Below are 257 nucleotides of genomic sequence, written 5' to 3' on the forward strand. Positions count from 1 at the left end.
CTTGCATCCAGCACCACCAGATCCGAATCCAGTTTGGCATCAACGGCCATACGCGCAACGATCCCAACCCCTAGTCCGAGCCGCACATAGGTTTTGATCACGTCGGCATCGGCGGCCGTGAACACAACCTTGGGCGAAAGCCCGCGGTGACCGAACGCCTCGTCGAGCTTGGAACGACCGGTGAAACCGAATACGTAAGTCACTATAGGATGCTCGGCAAGCGCCTCCAGAGTTAGCTTGTCCAGCTTCGCTAAAGG

Annotated in this window: 1 protein-coding gene; it reads right to left on the reverse strand. The window is 57.6% G+C overall.

Annotated elements, in window-relative coordinates:
- Window positions 1-257 (reverse strand): LysR substrate-binding domain-containing protein (locus AAEZ09_RS28685; RefSeq protein WP_350601728.1); only part of this gene is annotated, 257 nt, incomplete at both ends.

The sequence above is a fragment of the Pseudomonas sp. 65/3-MNA-CIBAN-0223 genome, from assembly GCF_040310425.1.
Taxonomy (GTDB): Bacteria; Pseudomonadota; Gammaproteobacteria; order Pseudomonadales; family Pseudomonadaceae; genus Aquipseudomonas; species Aquipseudomonas gregormendelii.